Source organism: Kitasatospora sp. NPDC004240 (genome assembly GCF_053603215.1).
This window is the reverse complement of the sequence record NZ_JBSGFD010000078.1, coordinates 23,269-38,451: the sequence shown is the minus strand read 5'-3', so window position 1 is coordinate 38,451 and position 15,183 is coordinate 23,269. Positions and strand designations below refer to the sequence as shown.

The following is a 15,183-nucleotide window of genomic DNA, read 5'->3' as shown; positions in this document are numbered from 1 at the left end:
CCGACGGCCGCATCGTCGACGAACTCACCCACCCCACCGCCGACACCGTCCTGGACCGCATGCGCCGCTTCGACGCCAAGGGCCGCACCAGCTGACCCGCCGGCTCACGCACCGCGACGCACCGGCCCGTGTACGGGCGACGCCCCGTACCGCAGCCACCCTCACCACGAGCCACCAGGACTGACACTCCCCCATGTACCGCACCGCACTGCGCAACGTGCTGGCCCACAAGGCCCGACTGCTGATGACGACGCTCGCCGTCATGCTCGGCACCGCCTTCGTGGCCGGCACGCTCGTCTTCACCGACACCCTCGGCAGCGCCCTGAGGTCCCAGAGCGCCAAGAGCTACACCGACATCACCGTCTCGGTCAGCGACCGCGAGGCCGTCAGCAACGGCTGGGCCCGCGAGGGCAAGGCCTCCGCCGGCCCCGGCCTCACCGAGGAGGCGCGCGCCGCGATAGCCGCGCTCCCCGGCACCGCCGAGGCCCGCGGCGTGGTCAGCGGCTTCGCCGGCATCGCCGACCGCAAGGGCGCGCTGATCGGCGACGGCTTCTCCACCAGCGGCACCAACTACGTGCCCGGCGCCGACGGCAAGGACCCGCGCTACCCGCTGGTCGAGGGCCGCGGCCCGCAGAACGCCCAGGAGATCGCCCTCGACGCGCGGACCGCCGAGAAGGGCGGCTACCACGTCGGCGACATCGTCCGGGTGGCCGTCAACGGCCCCGTGATGGAGCTGCGCCTGAGCGGCACCCTGAGGAGCAACGACCCGCGGGTGACGGCCGGCGGCTCGCTCGCCGCCTTCGACACCGCCACCGCCCAGCGGATCTACCTGAGCGCCGGCCGGTTCAGCGAGATCGACGTCAAGGGCGCACCCGGCGCCGACGACACCGCGCTGCTCGAAGCCGTCCGCAAGGCCCTGCCCAAGCACGACTCGATCGAGGCGCGGACCGGCCGGGAACTGGCCGCCGAGCAGGACCGGATGATCGAGCTCGGCACCAAGGGCCTGAGCACCGCCCTGCTGGTCTTCGCCGGCATCGCCCTGTTCGTCGGCGTCTTCATCATCGCCAACACCTTCACCATGCTGATCGCCCAGCGCACCAAGGAGCTCGCCCTGCTGCGCGCCGTCGGCGCCAGCCGCAAGCAGATCACCCGCTCGGTGCTGATCGAGGCCCTGCTGGTCGGCCTGACCGCCTCACTGGCCGGTCTGGTCGCCGGCGTCGGCATCGCCGTCGGCCTGCAGTCCCTGCTGAACGGCCCGATGGAGGCCAACCTGCCGGACGGCCCGCTGATGATCGCCCCGTCCACCGTGCTGTCCACGCTCGCCGTCGGCGTCCTGGTGACCGTGCTCGCCGCCTGGCTGCCCGCCCGCCGCGCCTCGCGGATCGCCCCGGTCTCGGCCATGAGCAGCGCCGAGCAGCCGGCCACCCAGAAGAGCCTGCGGGTGCGCAACGCGATCGGCGCGCTGTTCGCCGCCGCCGGCACCGCCTCGCTGCTGGCCGGTGCCTCCTCCCGGGAGGTCAAGCTGGTCGGCCTCGGCGCCGGTGCGCTGCTGATCGGCGTGTTCGTGCTGACCCCGCTGCTGTCGCGGCCGCTGATCGCGCTGTTCTCACCGGTGCTGCGCCGGCTGTACGGCATGCCGGGCAAGCTGGCCGGGGAGAACGCCGTCCGCAACCCGCGCCGCACCGCCGCCACCGCCTCGGCGCTGACCATCGGCGTCACCCTGATCACCGCGCTGACCGTGGTCGGCGCCTCGGTCAACAAGGCCGCCGACGAGGCCACCGCCAGCGACCTCAAGGCCGACTACCAGGTCTCGATGGCCAACTTCTCGATGCTGTCGCCGGAGGTCGCCACCCAGATCGCCAGGGCGCCCGGCGTGGCCGCCGTCAGCGCGATGCGCGGCATGCCGGTGGAGGTCCGGGACGGCAAGAAGGGCAACGGCGGCGAGGTGGGCGGCGACGGCCACTGGCTGACCGCCGTCGACGCCGGCACGATCGACCGCCTGGCGACCCTCAAGCTCAAGGACGGCGCGGCGGACGCGCTGAAGCAGGGCAAGCTGCTGATCACCGTCGGCTACTCGGAGCGGACCGGCCTCAAGCTGGGCGACACCCTCACCGTCACCTACCCGGACGGCGAGGCGGGCTCGCTGGGCATCGGCGGGGTCATCGAGAACGGCACCGCGCTGTCCGGCCTGATCGCCCCCGAGGCCGTGGTCGGCCCGCACGCCGCCCCCGGCACCGGCCTGGACAAGGTGCTGGTCAAGGGCACCGACGGCCCGGACGGCAAGCTGAAGCAGTCCCTGCGCGACGCCACCGGCGGCAACCCGCTGATCGAGGTCAAGGGCGAGAAGGACATCAAGGCGGAGAACCGCCAGATGGTCACCGCCGTCCTGAACATGATGTACGGCCTGCTGGGCATGTCCGTGGTGATCGCGGTGCTCGGCGTGGTCAACACCATGGCGATGTCGGTGTTCGAGCGCCGCCGGGAGATCGGCATGCTGCGCGCGATCGGCCTGGACCGCCGCGGCATCGGCCGGATGGTCCGCCTGGAGTCGCTGGTGATCGCCCTGTTCGGCGGCGTCGTCGGGGTGGCCCTGGGCATCCTGGTCGCCTGGGCCGGCAACAACACCCTGCGCAAGGCGTTCAAGAACCTCACCACGGAGGTGCCGTCGCTGCAGATCCTGCTCTTCCTGGTCGCCGCCGCGCTGATCGGCCTGCTGGCCGCGCTCTGGCCGGCCCGCCGGGCGGCCCGGCTGGACATCCTGGCGGCGATCAAGAGCGAGTGACGGCAGGTTCGGACGCGTGAGGACGGACCTGAGCAAGTGACGTCGGGACGACAGAGCTGAGCGGGTGACGACGCGACGTCGGACCTGAGCGGGTGACGTCGGGACGACGGAGTTGAGCGGGTGACGGTGGGCGGGAGCGGGTGCGCTCCCGCCCACCGCGCGTGGTGGAGCCCCCAGCCGGAACGGGTACCGGCCGGGGGCTCCGGCATGTGGGTTCCGCCGTCAACGGGCGGTGGGGGGCTCCGCCGTGTGCCGGCGGTGCGGGGTTCCGCCCGTGTGCCGACGGGGAGGAACGATTCCTCAGCAGCCGTTGAGGATCGAGCTCAGCGCGCTCTTCTCGGCGCTGTCGACGCTCAGGCCGTAGTAGTACTTCACCTGGACCCAGGCGCGGGCGTAGGTGCAGCGGTAGGAGGTCTGCGGCAGCCAGTGGGCCGGGTCCTGGTCGCCCTTGGTGCGGTTGGAGGAGGCCGAGACGGCGATCAGCTGCGGGCGGGTCAGGTCGTTGGCGAAGGCCTTGCGCTGGTCGGTCGTCCAGGCCCAGGCGCCCGAGCGCCAGGCCTCGGCGAGCGGGACCATGTGGTCGATGTCGAAGGTCGAGGCGCTGGTGGTGGTGACGTTGTCGTACACCGAGAACCAGGTGCCGCTGACGGAGGCACAGGCGGAGTCGGTGACCACGCCGCTGCCGTCGCGCTTGAGGACGGTCTCGCGGGTGTTGCAGGTGCCGGAGATGGTGATCCAGTGCGGGAAGAGCGCGCGGTCGTAGGTGGAGTCGTGCGACTCGGCGGTGACCGTGAGGGAGGCCAGGTAGCCGCGGGCGGTGGCCGCGGAGACGGGGGTCGGCAGGGCGGCCTGGGCGCTGCCGGCGCCGGCGAACAGGGTGGTGGCGGCGATGAGCAGCGCGCCGGAGGCGGCCACGACGGCACGGCGAAGCGAGGATATGGCGAACATGCGGGGGCTCCAGGGTGAGGGAGGGCAGGCTGAGGCCCCCGGGCGGAGCGACCGCCCGGGTGGCAACCAGCTTGGCCCCTCCTGGGTTTACGCGAGTAGACCCTGAAGGTTAACTTTTGACCGATGGTCAGTTCAACGTACTAATTTTGATCAACTCGTCGGGAACAGCACGCCCTGGTTGGAGGGCTGGAACGATCCGGCGGTGAACCCGGCCGCCGAGACCGGCAGTTGCGCGACCGGCTTGCCGTCCGTACCGAGGAGCTGCGCGGTCAGCGGGGAGGTCTCGTCCGGCGGGGTCAGCTGGACGGTCGTCAGCACCGCGCAGGACGCGTCCGACTTGGCGCAGGAGGCCCACTTGAGGCCCGCGTAGCCGGAGGTGCCCGGCTTGAGGGTGAAGCGCGCGGGCGGGCCCGGGTGGGGCTCACGCTTGACCGGGGTCCTGGCGTCACGGTTGTCGGCCAGCCGGCCGCCCAGGCCCGGGTAGCCGGTCACGGTGCAGTCCGTACGGCCCTTGTTGGTGAGGATCACCATGGCCGAACCCGTCTGCTGGATCTGCACGGTGGCGCCGAGGTCGGCGGCGCGGCAGCGGCCGTTCGCGGCGGCGGAGGCCGACGACGTGCTCGTGGTGCCCGGCGAGAAGGTCGCGCCGCCGTTGGAACCGACGTTGGAGTCGGGCCCGTCGTGCTTGGAGGAGGAACCGCGGCCCTTCTTGCTCTTGCCGCCGCTGCAGCCCGTCGCGCCGGTGACCAGCAGGGAGACGGCGAGTAGGGCGGCGCCGACGGTGGCGGGTCCGGGCCTGCGACGGTCGTTCACGATGGTTCCCCCGAGGTGTGTGCGGTGGTTTCGCCGGTGTTCATCCGTCAGCACGAGCAGCGCGTTCGCGTAGTTGCACTCCGATGCTGGATGATTGGGGTGACCTGCCTCACACTTGACGGTCCGAGATCTCGGCGGGGCGCGGGGGCCGGGTGACGTGGGCCGGTGGTGTGGGCCGGATCGCACGGGGCCGGACGGCGGGCGCTCGGGCAGCGGACGGCGGGCGGGCAGCGGGCAGCGGGTGTGGGCAGCGGGACCGGTGAGGTGGGACCGGGTGAGGCGGGGCCGGATCGGCACGGGGGCGGACGGCACCGGGGACGAACGGCACGGACAGGGACGGGGGTAGGCCATGGAGACCAGCAGGATCACGGCCGAGGGCTCGGACGGGCACCAGCACGCGATGCGGATCACGCACGGCCCGGGGGACGAGCGGCACGTGGTGTGCGACAGCTGCGGCTACCGACGGCGCGCGGTCATGTTCGCCCGGGCCCGGGCCGAGCAGCACCTCACCGAGTCGCACGGCGCCAGCGGGCTCCAGCAGGAGTACCGGGCGCTGCCCTGGGTGCTCTGGCTGCTCGCCTTCATCGCCTTCGTGGTGGTGATGGCGAGCATGCGGCGCTGAGGCCGCGTACGGGCGCGAACGGGCGCGAACGGCCGGCGGGATGGCCCGGAAAGCCGAACCGCCCCGCCGGCGGGTGCCGGGCGGGGCGGTCGGCGCGCGTGCGCCGGTGGGGCGGTGAGGCGTACGGCCGCACGGAGGCGTACGGGAGGCCGCTCAGGCGGTGACGCCGGTGGCGCCCTTGGCGTCCTTGGTGCCGGTGGCGTCCTTGGTGCCGGTGGCGGTCGGGCCGCCCTTGCCACGCTTGAAGAGGTTCTGCGCGCCGAGGAAGAGCGCCAGGGTCGGCACCAGGTACAGCGCCCAGACCCAGACCTGCAGCTTCGTCGGGTCCGGCTGGAAGTTGAACACGCCCTTCAGCAGCGTGCCGTACCAGCTGGTCGCCGGGACCTGCTCCGCGACGTTGAACGCCTTGTCGTGCAGGCCCGGCAGGTACTCGGCCTCCTGGAGGTCGTGCACCCCGTAGGCGAGCACGCCGGCCGCCACGACGACCAGCATGGCGCCGGTCCAGGTGAAGAACTTCGCCAGGTTGATCCGCAGCGCGCCCCGGTAGAACAGCCAGCCGAGGAACACCGCGGTGAGCAGCCCGAGGGTGGCGCCGATGATCGGGTTGTAGCCGTCCTCGGTGGCCTGCACGGCGGTCCAGATGAACAGCGCGGTCTCCAGGCCCTCGCGGCCGACCGCCAGGAAGGCGGTGACCACCAGCGCGCCGGTGCCCATGGCGAGCGCCGCGTCCAGCTTGCCGTGCAGCTCGGCCTTCAGGTGCCGGGCGGTGCGGCGCATCCAGAACACCATCCAGGTGACCAGCCCGACCGCGATGATCGACAGCGAACCGCCGAGCGCCTCCTGCTGCTCGAAGGTCAACTGGGTCGAGCCGTACTGCAGCACCGCGCCGAAGGTCAGGCTGAGCCCGACCGCGACGCCGATGCCCGTCCAGACCGGCGGCAGCTTGTCCCGCCGTCCGGTCTTGACCAGGTAGGCGATCAGGATGCAGACGACCAGGCTGGCCTCCAGGCCCTCCCGGAGGCCGATCAGGTAGTTGGCGAACACGCTGGCTCCTGGGTGGTGAGGTGGTACGGGGCGGGTGGCCGGATCAGCCGAAGAGGGCCTGGCCCCACCACTCGCCGGGCTTGCGGACACCCGCCGGGCAGGCGAAGTGGGCGGAACCGACGTGCTGGATGTACTCGTTGAGCACGTCCCGCGCGGCGAGCTTCTGCTGCAGCGGCACGAACGCCTTGCGGGTGTCGCGCTGGTAGGCGAGGAAGAACAGGCCCGCGTCCAGGCGTCCGAGGCCGTCGGTGCCGTCGGTGAAGGAGAAGCCGCGGCGCAGGATCATCAGGCCCTGGTTGCTGTCCGGGTGGGCCAGCCGCACGTGCGCGTCCTCCGGCATGGCGTTCAGGTCCGGGGTGTCGTGCTCCTTGGCCTTGCCGTACGGGGCACCCTCGCCCTTGGTCCGGCCGAAGATGTCCTCCTGCTCCTTGAGCGAGGTGCGGTCCCAGGTCTCGATGTGCATCCGGATGCGCCGGGCCACCAGGTAGGAACCGCCGGTCATCCACTCCGGGCCGTCGCCCGGGCCGGCCCACACGTGCTTGTCCAGCGCGGCGGTGTCGGTACCGGCGATGTTGTGGGTGCCGTCCTTGAAGCCCATCAGGTTGCGCGGGGTCTGCGCGTCCGGGGTGGTCGAGGAGGTCTTGCCGAAACCGAGCTGCGACCAGCGGATGTTGACCGTACCCATGCCGATACGGGCCAGGTTGCGGATCGCGTGCACGGCGACCTGCGGGTCGTCGGCGCACGCCTGGATGCAGATGTCGCCGCCGCTGCGCTGCGGGTCGAGGTTGTCGCCCTTGAACTTCGGCAGGTCGATCAGGGCCTCGGGGCGCTTGGCCTTGAGGCCGAAGCGGTCCACGCCGTCCTTCTCGAACAGGCTCGGGCCGAAGCCGATGGTGAGGGTGAGCCGGGAGGCCGGCAGGCCCAGGGCCTCACCGGTGTCGTCCGGCGGCGCCTCCGGCAGACCGCTGGCCGCGCCGGTGCCGATCTCACGGCCACCGGACATCACCGCGGCCGCCTTGGTCCACTCCTTCAGCATCTTCACCAGCGACTCGCGGGTCGCCGAGGCGGAGACGTCGAAGGCCGCGAAGTGCAGGCGGTCCTGGACCGGGGTGGCGATGCCGGACTGGTGGTCGCCGTAGAAGGGGATCTCCGCGCCGGGCTTGGCGGCGGCCGGAACCGGGTCGTCCTCGTCCTGGCGGTTGGCGGCGGCGACCGAGCCCACCGCGGCGGCGCCGAGCGCGACGCCCGCGCCGGCCCAGCCGATCACGGCGCGGCGGCTGACCGGGGCCGGGGTACGGCTGTCGCCCTCCGCGACCGCGGCGGCGGCCTCGGACGGCGTCCCGTTCTGCTGCTCTCTCTCGGCGTCCATCTCCGTCGGGCCCTTCTGTGTTGCTGGCGTGGTGCCGGCGCGGGCCGGCGTGGTGCGGGGGGTGCGTACGTGCGACGCGCGGGCGGTGCCTGCGTACGTACGTCGTGCGGGCGGTGCCTGCGTACGTGCGACGCGCGGGCGGTGCCTGCGTACGTGCGACGCGCGGGCGGTGCCTGCGTACGTACGTCGTGCGGGGAGTGCCTGCGTACGACGTCACCGTGCCGGGGGCGGCCCGCTCGGGGCCACCCCCGGCACGGTGGGGTGCGACTACTTCGGGGCGACCGCGGCGGCCAGCTTGGACAGCGGCTCGCCGAGCGCGTTCACCGCGTCGGAGAAGGTCTTGCGCTCGGCCTCGGTGACCTTGTCGTAGGAGGTGAAGCTGCCGTCGGCCTGCTTGTACTTGGCGAGCAGGGTCTCCAGGGCGGCGAACTCGCTGTCCAGGGTCTTGGCCAGCTCCGCGTCCTTCTCGGCCGCGACCGGCTTCAGCAGCTCGTACGCCTTCTTGGCGCCCTCGACGTTGCCGTTGAAGTCCGACAGGTCGGTGTGGCTGTAGCGGTCCTCCTCACCGGTGACCTTGCCGGTGGCGACCTCGTCCAGCAGCTCCTTGGCGCCGTTGGCCATGCTGGTCGGGGTGATCTCGGCGGTGCCGACGACCTTCTGCCACTCCTTCAGGTCGGCGACCAGCTGGTCGGCGAGCTGCTTCTCCTCGTCGCCGATCTTGCCGTCGGCCCACAGGGCCTTCTCCAGGCGGTGCCAGCCGGTCCAGGCCTGGCCGGCCTCCAGGCCGTCCTCGCGGACGTCGGTCTTCGGGTCGATGTCGCCGAAGCTCTCGGCGACCGGCTCGGTGCGCTCCCAGCCCACGCGGGAGGAGGCGAACAGCGACTTGGCCTTCTCCAGCTCGCCGGCCTTGATCGCGGCGGCGAACTGCTCGACCACCGGGATGGTCGCGTCGGCCTGCTCCTGGACGTACTTGCGGTACGCGGTGACGGCGGCGGCCAGGCGGGCGTCGGCCGGGGCGGCGGAGGCGGCCGCGGTGGCGTCACCGGTGACGGTGATCTTCTGGCGGATGCCGTCGCCGACCATGCCGGGCTTGCAGGCGATCTCGTACGCGCCGGGCTTGATCTCCGCGGTGATGGTCACCTTGGTGCCCGGGCCGATGTTCTCGCGCTCGGTGACGATCTTGTCGCCGGCGGCGTAGACGTAGACCTCGGTGGTCTTGGAGCCCTTGTTGTGGACGGCCAGGTTCACGGTGCCGGAGGGGAACGTGGTCTTCGAGACCTCGCAGGCCGAGTCGGTGGCGTTCACCTGGACGGCGTCGGAGGAGGCCTTGTCGTCCTTCTTCTCCGAGCAGCCGGCCAGGGCGGCGCTCGCCACGGCGAGGGTGAGCAGCATGGCTGCGGTGGAACGACGGGCGGGCATGGGGGCTCCAACGAAGGGCAGGGTGCATCAGGGCAGCGCTGAGTGTGGATAGCGGAACCGGAGCTACCGGCGCCCCCACCCACTTAGCTAAGGCATACCTTAGGGAATACTTATTTTCCCGTCTACACCGCCCCCCCTGGTCGCTGACCGGCGCTTTCGCCGGTAACGACGCGCCGTCAGGTGGGTCGTATTCGGACAATCCGTGGATTGTTTCAGGCCTGTGGGGTGTGGGGTGAGGGTGGGGCGGGGGTGTCGATGGGGGCTCCGGTGGGGGTGTTCTCGACCGTGCCGGTGGGGGTGTTCGTGACCGCGGCGGGGGTGTTGGTGGGGGTGTTCGTGACCGCGGCGGGGGTGTCGGTGGGGGCGGCGGGGGTGCTGGTGGAGGCGGCGGAGGGCGTGCGGCGGGTGGCGGCACGGGCGGTCCAGCGACCCTCGTGACGGCTGATCCGGATCGGGTGACCGAAGCACGCGCTCACCAGTTCGGTGGTCATCACCTCGTCGACCGGCCCGGCCGCCAGGCACTCGCCACCGCGCAGCAGCAACGCGTGGGTGGTGGTCTCCGGCAACTCCTCCAGGTGATGGGTGACCAGTACGCTGGCCAGCTCGGGATGCTGGTGGCGCAGCAGGTCGAGGCTGTCCAGCAGCAGCTCCCGGGCCGTCAGATCCAGTCCGGTGGCGGGCTCGTCGAGCAGCAGCAGGCGTGGACTGGGCATCAGCGCACGGGCGATCAGGGCCCGGCCGCGCTCCCCCTGGGAGAGGGTGGTCCAGGGGGACCCGGCCATCGCGGTCATGCCGAGCGTCTCGATCAGCCGCTCCGCCCGGTCGAGCTCCTCGGGGGACGGCTTGCGGTTCAGGTCCGGCTCGATGGTGTTCCCCGTACCGGTGAGCACCACCTCCCGGACGGTCAGCGGGGAGCGCAGCGGATGGCGCGGGTTGACGTGGCCCAGGTGGGCACGCAGCTCGCGGATGTCGACCCGGCCGAGGCGGCGGCCGAGCACCTCCACCTCGCCCCGGGTGGGGTGGGAGACCGCTCCGAGCAGTGCGAGCAGGGTCGATTTGCCGGCGCCGTTGGGGCCGAGCAGCGCCCAGTGCTCACCCGGGTGGACGGCGAGGGTGATGCCGCGCAGCAGGTGACGACCGTCACGGACCACGTCCACGTCCCGGGTGCGCAGCAGCGGGACGGTGGTGTCGGCGGTGCTCATGGGCGGTGGGCCTCCTCTTCCCTCGTGGTCGCGTGCAGCGTACGACTCGCGGGGCGGGGGCGGGCGGTGGCGTTCGAGGGCCGGACGGGGGTGGTGGGGATGGTGAGGGTGCGGCAGGTGGCGGCTGGCGGCTGGCGGCTGGCGGCTGGCGGCTGGCGGCTGGCGGCTGGCGGCGCGAGCGTTCACGTTTCGGCCATCGTTCACCTTTGAGCAGACATTCCTGTTTGCACAAGCATTCACGATCAAGAAAATGTTCTTGATTCCATGAATATTCACGGTGGCGGCAACGTTCACGCGGTCAGGATCGTTCACCATGGCGCCACCGTGAACGATGGAGGCGCCAGCGTGCCGCAAGGGCGCCCTCCCCTCAGAGCTGGGCGGCGAGGCGTTCGTAGCTGCGGCGCAGGACCTGGCAGGCGCGACGGGTGGGCCCGGCGAAGGTCGGGTCGGTGGTCATGGTGGACCAGCGGGCGAGGCGTTCCAGGGCGACCCGGCGCAGCTCGGCGGGGCCGGTGCCCTCGGGGAGCGCCAGCCGGGCGGCCGGGCTCGCGCCGTACTCCCCGCTCACCCGCTGGATCTCCCGCAGGTCGGCCGGGCCGAGCCCGGTGAGCCTCCCGTCGTAGCAGTCCCGCAGGACGGTCAGCTCGCGGAAGGCGTGCTGCTGCACCTCCAGGTCGACGAACCGGCCGACCGCGCGGTCCACGGCGGCCCGGACCCGGGCGTCGGCACCCGCGCCGGCCTCGCCTCCGTCCAGGGCGGTCAGGGTGTCCGGCAGCGTACGGGCGCGGTCGACGATGCGGCGCAGTTTGATCAGGTCGGCGCGGGCCCCGAAGTGGTCGGCGAGCAGCCGGCGGAAGTCGGCCAGGCCGCTGCGCTCGTCCAGTTCGGAGCGGAGCAGCGGCAGCCGGTCGACGCCGTCCCGGATCAGCCCGGCGGCGAGGGTGAGTCCGTAACCGGCGAGCAGGCCGAACAGCCGGGCGCGGCGCTCCGCCGGAACGGGCAGGTCGGGGTAGGGACGGGTGGTGAAGTACGGGCCGCGGGCCACGCGCCGGGCGAGCAGGGCGGGTTCGACGGTGGCGAGGGCGGCCAGGTCGGCGAAGTCCTCCTCGGTGAGCTGTCCGGCGGCGGCGCCGACCAGGCTGCACAGCGGCCGCAGGTCGTACATCAGCCGGGTACCGCCTGCGGCGGTCATCACCCGGTCGGCGACCCGGCGTCCGGCGGCGAGCGGGTCGGGGTGCTCGGGCCAGTACAGCTCGGTCTTGGTGAGCGCGCCGACGGTGGTCAGGGCGCCGCCGGTGCCGAAGCCGGCGCCGGTGAAGTCGCCGAGCAGTTCTTCCTCCCCCTGGGCCAGCCCGCGCGCGAACACCAGGACGAGGGCGTCGGCGCTGCCCGCGTGGCTGAGCGAGTCCTGGCGGACGTCGTCCTCGGAGCGGCCGAGGAAGCGCAGTGTGTTGGCGGAGTCGGTGCCGAACACGGAGTCCAGTCCGGGGGTGTCGACCAGGTCGAAGGAGCGCAGGTAGGGGCTGGGGTCGGTGAGCACCAGGTGGTCGATGGCGCAGAGCCGCTCGTGCAGGGCGGAGTCCTCGCGGGCGCGAACGGTGAGGTCGCGCAGTTCGTCGGGCTCGTGGCGGCTGGCGGGGCGGCCGTCCTTGTAGTGGACGGTGACGGTGCCGTGCGGGCCATGGGTGAGGCGGCTGACGTTGAAGGTCAGTTCCTCGGCGCCGGTCTCCACCCGGTGAGCCCCGAGCAGCGCGTTGACCAGGGTGGACTTGCCCGCGCTGACCCGTCCGACGAGGGCGACCCGCATCGGGCGGGCGCTGAGCTCGCGGTAGCCGTCCAGCGCGTCGAGTGTCGGCCCGAGGGCGGCCGGGGCCCGGTGGCGGGGGCCGAGCAGGTCGGCGGCCTCGGCGATGGCCCGTTCGGTGGCCTCGCGCACACTCGGCTCCGGGGGCGGGGCCGGCCCCGCGGGGGCGGGCGGCACGGCCACGGGGACGGGTGCGATCCCGGCTCCCGGTCCCGGTCCCCGTACGGGCGGGGGCGCGGCGCCCGGAGCCGTCGCCGGTGTCCCGTCCGACGGTCTCCGGCCCGGGCCGCGCCGCCACCAGCGTCCGCCGGCGCCGTCCGCCGCTCCCATCGGGTTCGCCGGGCTCACCGGGGTTCCGACAGCAGCGCGGCGAGCCGGGCGCCGAGCTGTTCCACCCCCGCTCTGACCTCCACCAAAGGCCTTCGCTCCAGGCCGAGTTCGGCTGCCCGGCGGGTGGCCTGGTCGCGGGTGGAGGTGCGGGCGCTCTCCAGCCGCGCCAGGGTGTCGCGGGCGGCGGCCTGTTCACGGGCGATCCGGCTCTCCAGCTCGGCCCGTACGGCGGCCGCCAGCGTCCGGGTCAACTCCCCCACGGCGTTGGAGAGGTGGCTGTACTGCCCGGCCCGCATGGCCTCCAGTTCGGTACGCAGGCTGGCCCGGCGGGCGGCCCGGTCCGCGAACTGCTGGTCCCGCACGGCCGTGCGGTAACCGGCCACGCCACCGAACAGGGCGCCCACCACCGAGCCGATGGAGGAGCCGAGTTGGGCGCCGATGGCGGTTCCGGCCCCGGGCAGCACCAGGGTGCCGATGATCGCACCGACCGCGCCGGCGGCGAGACCGCCGGCCGTGGTGCCGACGCCGGAGCCGAACGAGGCGCCGCGCAGCTTGCCGGCGGCCGGCGCCTGCCGCTCGCCCTCGCCGAGCCGGCCGGTCACGGCCAGCGGCGGGACCGGCGGCTCCGGCAACGCTCCGGCCGGCCGGGCGTCCAGCTCAAGTCCGTTGCGCCGGGCGAACTCCGCCTGCAGCTCCGCGGCCCGCAGCGCGGCCAGCTCACCGACCGTCCCGGTCACCAGCGCGGCGTCGGCGGCCAGTTGGCCGACCAGGCGGTCCGGATCGGCGAGCATCGCGTCGTCGTACAGGTACTCGGTGCGGAACCGGTGCCACACCTCGTCCAGCTCCTGCTGCGCCCTGGCGCTCAGTGTCCGACCCAACTCGGCGACGGCATCGACGAGTTCGCGCCGCCATCGGGCCTCCGAGGATGCCAGCTCGGTGATCCGGCGCTGGCGGGCCTCGGTGTCCCGCTGCAACTCGGCCAGCCGGGTGCGGGTCTCGTCCAGCAGCGACTGCAGTTCGGCGTCCACCGGTTCGAGCAGGGTACGGGCGGAGGCCTCCAGTTCGGCGAGCGAGCCGCCGATCATCAGCGAGGCCCGCCGACGGGCCAGCGCCGACCAGAGCACCCGCTCGAACTCCTCGAAGTTGCTGATCTCCAGGTCCTCGGGGTCGCCGTCGGCGAGGTGGTCGAGCTTGGCCCGGGCCGACACCGGGACCAGCGGGACCTCCCCCGGCGGCAGGCCCGTCGCCGCGGCCAGCTTGGCGAGCGTGTTGGCGTGGATCGCCGAGTAGTCGCCCACTGTGTCGATCTTGGTGAGCGCGAACAGCAGCCCGTCCGTGCCGTCCAGGGCCCGCGAGGCGCCGGCCGCCCGGGTGAGGAACCGCAGCTCGCTCTCGGTGAGCGGCTGGGTGACGTCGGCGACGAACACCAGCGCGTCGGCCTGCGGCAGGAATCCGGCCGTGACGGCGGTGTGCGCCTGGTAGACGGCGCCGACCCCCGGGGTGTCGACCAGGACCAGACCCGCGGCCAGCCGGGGGTTGGGCAGCTCGATCGAGATCAGCCGGACCCGCTTCGCGTTGCCCGGGTTCCCGGACTCGGTCGCGAACTCGGCGATCCGTTCCCTCGGGATCTCCAACTGCTGCGGCCCGGAGTCCGGTTGCCCCGGCGGCGGGTCCAGGGTCACCGTGACGCGCTCGACGGGGGCGTAGGAGGCCGTGGTGACCAGGCTGGTGGCGAAGTAGGTGTCCCGGGGGAACAGGTCGGGCTCCTCCAGCAGCGCGTTCAGCAGGCTGGACTTGCCACGCTTGAACTCGCCGCAGACCACGACCGTCAGCGTCCCCGACCGCAGCCTGCGCTCGGCCGCCGCCAGCCGTTCCGCAGTCACGCCGTTGCGGGCGGCCCCGCGCACGGCGATCGGGCCGAGCACGCCGTACAGGGTGAGGGTGTCGGCGCGCAGCGAGTCGAGACCGCGGGTGGGGCCGGGGGCTCCGGTGGTCCCGGGCGTGGTGGCGGCGTCGGAGGTCATGAGGTCCTCGGGCGGGTGGGAGCGGGGTCGGGACGGGCCGGTATGGCGTCGGGGCGGGCTGGTGCGGGGTCGGGGTCGGGGCGGGCCGACGCTCGGTGGTGCCGTTCGGCGCCGGGGCCGCTCAGGTCGGGTCGCGGCGGATGACGCCCTCGGCCTCGGTGACGGTCCGGTCGGCGTCCTGGACGGCCTGGTGGTAGGCATCGCTCTCGGCCTGCCGGGCCTCGTGCCGGGCGACCGAGTTGTGGATCTCGTCCTGTGCGACGATCCCCTGCAACTGGGCGTTCATGGCGTTCAGTTGGTCCGGGTCGGCGTGCAGCACGCCCTGGATGAAGGCCATGGTGTCGGCGGCCGCCGGGTTGAAGGTGGCCACCTCGGCGATCACCGGGTCGTCGAAGGGCGAGGGAGCGGGGTCGGTCACGTCCGCGGGCAGGGTGAACGGGTCCGGCGGGGCCACCGCGCCGGTGTCCCCGGCGGGGGTGCCGATGAACCCGGGGTTCTCGTAGGCGGCCGTCAGCTGGTCCTCGATGGACGGCTCGGCCGCCGTGACCGGCTGCGTACCGTCTCCGACGCCGTACCCGCCGGGCCCGACGGCCGGTGCCGTCGCGCCGTACGGGTCGGTGCCGTACGTCTGCTGCGCGTCGTGCTCACCCGACGTCTCCGGCTCGTCCTCGGCGAACCCGAGCGCCTCGGCCACGTTCTCGACCAGGTCGGCGACGAAGACCGCCGCCTCCTCCACGAAGCCGGTGACCGCCTCGACCACGTCGTGCTGGTCGGGCAGGTGCAGCGGGTCGCCGCCGGTGGGGTCGTCCATTCTGTCCTTCATCCC

10 protein-coding genes and 2 pseudogenes are annotated in these 15,183 nt (G+C 72.9%); 3 read left to right on the top strand and 9 right to left on the bottom strand.

Going from position 1 to position 15,183, the window contains the following annotated elements; all coding sequences use genetic code 11:
• Together ACWEQL_RS21885 and ACWEQL_RS21880 are read left to right on the top strand one after the other, a co-directional pair.
• Window positions 1-95 (top strand): annotated as a pseudogene (locus ACWEQL_RS21885) (ABC transporter ATP-binding protein); the annotation flags it as partial.
• A gap of 98 nt (window positions 96-193) precedes the next feature.
• Window positions 194-2,782, top strand: a complete 2,589-nt coding sequence (locus ACWEQL_RS21880; RefSeq protein ID WP_452151954.1) for an ABC transporter permease — start codon at window positions 194-196, stop codon at window positions 2,780-2,782.
• A gap of 300 nt (window positions 2,783-3,082) precedes the next feature.
• Here the strand turns inward: ACWEQL_RS21880 and ACWEQL_RS21875 are convergent, their stop codons facing one another.
• On the bottom strand, window positions 3,083-3,730 hold the full coding sequence (locus ACWEQL_RS21875; RefSeq protein ID WP_452151953.1) for an HNH endonuclease family protein: 648 nt from the start codon (window positions 3,728-3,730) through the stop codon (window positions 3,083-3,085).
• Window positions 3,731-3,880: 150 nt separating this feature from the next.
• Complete coding sequence (locus tag ACWEQL_RS21870) at window positions 3,881-4,543, bottom strand: DUF4232 domain-containing protein (protein ID WP_452151952.1); 663 nt, start codon at window positions 4,541-4,543, stop codon at window positions 3,881-3,883.
• 349 nt (window positions 4,544-4,892) lie between these two features.
• Between ACWEQL_RS21870 and ACWEQL_RS21865 the strand changes: the two genes are divergently transcribed.
• A complete protein-coding gene (locus ACWEQL_RS21865; protein ID WP_452151951.1) occupies window positions 4,893-5,165 on the top strand; it encodes a hypothetical protein in 273 nt (90 codons plus the stop codon).
• Window positions 5,166-5,318: 153 nt separating this feature from the next.
• On the opposite strand, the gene efeU is transcribed toward ACWEQL_RS21865, so the two are convergent.
• The 7 genes and pseudogenes from efeU to ACWEQL_RS21830 all read right to left on the bottom strand — a co-directional run bounded on the left by efeU (window position 5,319) and on the right by ACWEQL_RS21830 (window position 15,180).
• A complete protein-coding gene (gene efeU, locus ACWEQL_RS21860; protein ID WP_452151950.1) occupies window positions 5,319-6,209 on the bottom strand; it encodes an iron uptake transporter permease EfeU in 891 nt (296 codons plus the stop codon).
• Window positions 6,210-6,252: 43 nt separating this feature from the next.
• Window positions 6,253-7,578 (bottom strand): iron uptake transporter deferrochelatase/peroxidase subunit, encoded by a 1,326-nt coding sequence (efeB, locus tag ACWEQL_RS21855; RefSeq protein WP_452151949.1) that lies wholly within the window; start codon window positions 7,576-7,578, stop codon window positions 6,253-6,255.
• A gap of 267 nt (window positions 7,579-7,845) precedes the next feature.
• The gene (efeO, locus tag ACWEQL_RS21850) at window positions 7,846-8,997 is read right to left on the bottom strand and encodes an iron uptake system protein EfeO (RefSeq protein WP_452151948.1); all 1,152 of its coding nucleotides are present in this window, start codon (window positions 8,995-8,997) and stop codon (window positions 7,846-7,848) included.
• Window positions 8,998-9,389: 392 nt separating this feature from the next.
• Window positions 9,390-10,199 (bottom strand): annotated as a pseudogene (locus ACWEQL_RS21845) (ABC transporter ATP-binding protein); the annotation flags it as partial.
• Between the two features lie 367 nt (window positions 10,200-10,566).
• The gene (locus tag ACWEQL_RS21840) at window positions 10,567-12,135 is read right to left on the bottom strand and encodes a dynamin family protein (RefSeq protein ID WP_452151947.1); all 1,569 of its coding nucleotides are present in this window, start codon (window positions 12,133-12,135) and stop codon (window positions 10,567-10,569) included.
• A 212-nt stretch (window positions 12,136-12,347) separates the two neighbouring features.
• Window positions 12,348-14,357: a dynamin family protein gene (locus ACWEQL_RS21835; protein WP_452151946.1), complete on the bottom strand. Its 2,010-nt coding sequence runs from the start codon at window positions 14,355-14,357 to the stop codon at window positions 12,348-12,350.
• A 121-nt stretch (window positions 14,358-14,478) separates the two neighbouring features.
• A complete protein-coding gene (locus ACWEQL_RS21830) occupies window positions 14,479-15,180 on the bottom strand; it encodes a hypothetical protein (RefSeq protein WP_452151945.1) in 702 nt (233 codons plus the stop codon).
• Window positions 15,181-15,183: the final 3 nt, after the last annotated feature.

Coding starts and splice junctions, on each gene's coding strand:
- ACWEQL_RS21880 (WP_452151954.1), top strand. CDS start 194: ATGTACCGCACCGCACTGCGCAACGTGCTGGCCCACAAGGCCCGACTG.
- ACWEQL_RS21875 (WP_452151953.1), bottom strand. CDS start 3,730: ATGTTCGCCATATCCTCGCTTCGCCGTGCCGTCGTGGCCGCCTCCGGC.
- ACWEQL_RS21865 (WP_452151951.1), top strand. CDS start 4,893: ATGGAGACCAGCAGGATCACGGCCGAGGGCTCGGACGGGCACCAGCAC.
- efeB (WP_452151949.1), bottom strand. CDS start 7,578: ATGGACGCCGAGAGAGAGCAGCAGAACGGGACGCCGTCCGAGGCCGCC.
- efeO (WP_452151948.1), bottom strand. CDS start 8,997: ATGCCCGCCCGTCGTTCCACCGCAGCCATGCTGCTCACCCTCGCCGTG.
- ACWEQL_RS21835 (WP_452151946.1), bottom strand. CDS start 14,357: ATGACCTCCGACGCCGCCACCACGCCCGGGACCACCGGAGCCCCCGGC.
- ACWEQL_RS21830 (WP_452151945.1), bottom strand. CDS start 15,180: ATGAAGGACAGAATGGACGACCCCACCGGCGGCGACCCGCTGCACCTG.